Source organism: Pedobacter jejuensis (assembly GCF_003725795.1).
GTDB lineage: Bacteria > Bacteroidota > Bacteroidia > Sphingobacteriales > Sphingobacteriaceae > Pedobacter > Pedobacter jejuensis.
Genome location: NZ_RBEE01000031.1, coordinates 1 through 2,589, shown reverse-complemented (window position 1 = coordinate 2,589; position 2,589 = coordinate 1). Strand labels below are relative to the sequence as shown.

Annotated in this window: 2 protein-coding genes; both read left to right on the top strand. The window is 44.4% G+C overall.

All coding sequences use genetic code 11. The annotated features are described in order from the left end of the window. Nucleotides 1-249 precede the first annotated feature (249 nt). Complete coding sequence (gene istA, locus D7004_RS14050; RefSeq protein WP_123206497.1) at nt 250-1,815, top strand: IS21 family transposase; 1,566 nt, start codon at nt 250-252, stop codon at nt 1,813-1,815. A 3-nt stretch (nt 1,816-1,818) separates the two neighbouring features. Further along, nucleotides 1,819-2,535 (top strand): IS21-like element helper ATPase IstB, encoded by a 717-nt coding sequence (gene istB, locus D7004_RS14045; protein ID WP_123206496.1) that lies wholly within the window; start codon nt 1,819-1,821, stop codon nt 2,533-2,535. Nucleotides 2,536-2,589: the final 54 nt, after the last annotated feature.

Here is a 2,589-nt window from a genome sequence, read left to right as displayed (position 1 = left end):
TGGATATTCTGGAGCATGTTGACCCCTCAATTATGTTTTCCAATTCCGGTTTACGGTAAAACCATTTAAAGCTTTTACTGACATTCCGGCGGATGCTGACCCCACCCTTGGGTATTAAAGATTTTGTAATGGAGCATATTGACCCCTCTTGATCTGCATTAATGCAGTTTCTAATGGAGCATGTTGACCCCCTTCTTTAATTTGATTTGGCTTACTTAGGTAATAATCTTTTACCTAAAGTAGCGTAAGATGGCCGGAAAATCGAAAGCAATGAGTCAGATCAAACAATTATTACGCCTCCACAAGCAGGGTGATTCCATTAAGAGCATCGCGCGCAACCTAGGCATCAGCAAAAATACTGTTAAGGTATATATATCCAAGCTGGAGGCGGGTGAGATTCCAATTTCGGAGCTTCTGGAGATGGAAGACCCTTTACTAATGGGCAAATTCCACATAGGAAGTCCGGCCTATAAAGATCCCAGGTTTGAATATCTTCGGTCTAACCTGACCTATTATGCCAAGGAACTTGAATCGGTTGGGATGACCCGTCTACTTCTCTATGAGGAATATGAGGCTGGTTGCAAACCTGCATACAGCTATCCACAGTTTTGTTTCCATCTTCGTCAGCAACTCATCGCCAGACGTCCCGGAATGCGACTTGAGCATCTTGCCGCAGATAAGCTGTTCGTTGACTTTGCTGGTAAGCAAATGCATTATATTGATAGAGAGACCGGTGAAGTTATTGCCTGCCAGATATTTGTGGCATCGCTTCCATTCTCTGATTACTGTTTTGTAATGGCCGTCAGGAGCCAGAGGGTAGATGATTTTCTCCATGCGCTCGAATGTTGTCTTAGGGAACTTGGCGGTGCGCCTGCGGTACTGGTACCGGATAACCTGAAGTCTGCAGTTATAAAAGCCAACAGGTTTGAGCCGGAGATCAACCGTGCACTGGATGATTTTGCCAATCACTATGGGATTACCGTGATCCCTGCAAGATCGAAAAAACCAAAAGATAAGGCATTGGTGGAGAATCAGGTCAAGCTGGTATACAACCGTGTTTATGCCAGACTTAGGAACCGTCAGTTCTTTGATATCGAATCGCTTAACCAGGCCATCCGGGAAAAGGTGAAGGCGCATAACCAGACCAGGATGCAGCAAAAGCCCTACTGCAGAGAAGAGCGTTTTCTTGCTGCTGAGAAACACCTGCTCCATCCACTGCCGGCCGAAAGCTTTGAGGTAAAGTATTATTCGGAGCCCAAGGTGGCGCACAATAACCACATCTACCTAGGTAAGGATAAACACTATTACAGCGTCCCTTTTGCCTATGTAGGACAAAAAGTTCAGGTGGTTTATACCAGGAGCATGGTGAAGATATACGCCAGAAACAAACAGATTGCAGTTCATGTGCGGAATCTGAATCCAGCTGGTTACTCCACTCAAAAAGATCATCTGAGCTCTCATCACCAGCATTATCTGGAGAGGAGTCCTAAATATTATATCACCAGGGCAAAGGAGAAATCTGCAGAACTGCATCTTCTCTTCCAGATGATATTCGAGCAGAACACACATCCGGAACAACTCTACCGTACATGTGACGGGCTTCTCCGGCTGCAGAAAGGTGTGGATTCCGACAAATTTGGGGCAGCCTGTGAGCTTGCAATGAATGTCCGCAATCTTTCATATCGCTTTGTTGAACGCATCCTAAAAAATAACATGGTTGGAAATCAGGATGAACCGAAACATGAACAGCCACTCCCAGATCATAACAATATCCGTGGTATGGAATATTATTCACAAACAACAATTAAATTCTAGAAAATGAATATCGAAACACAACTTAGGCATCTACGTCTCCATGGTATGACCCGTAGCTGGTCAGCCCTTAATGAAACAAGAAAACTACATGAGCTAACCTTGAGTGAGGGGATGGAAATATTGCTTCAGGCAGAGACAGATGACCGGGATGGAAAGCGGTTTGAACGTCTTCAGTTAAATGCAAACTTCCGTTATAGGGCATCAATCGAGGAACTTAACATGGATTCCAAGCGAGGACTGGACAAGGCTACTGTAGGAATCCTTGCCACAGGCGAGTATATTCCCAAGGGAGAGGCAATATTGGTCTGCGGTTCCACAGGAACCGGAAAATCCTTCCTGGTTTCCGCATTGGGGCACCAGGCATGTGCCCAAGGGTACAGAGTCGCTTACTTCAATGTACAGAAGTTACTTTTAAAAACAAAGATGAGCCGGATTGATGGAAGTGTCCATAAGTTATTTGAAAAGATATCAAAAGCAGATCTGCTTATTCTGGATGATTTTGGACTAACTCATTTCGAACAGCAACAGCGAATGGATATGCTGGAGATAATTGAGGATCGGCATGCAAAAAAAGCAACTATAATTGCCAGTCAACTACCAGTGGAAAAATGGTGGGACATCTTTGGAGATTCAACTCTGGCCGACGCCTTTTTGGATCGTATGGTGCACACATCTTATAGAATTGAATTAAAAGGAGAAAGTCTAAGAAAAAAAAGGTAAAATTGTCATGCCGTCAGCTATGACAGGCCAAATCCCCGAGGGGGTCAGTATCAA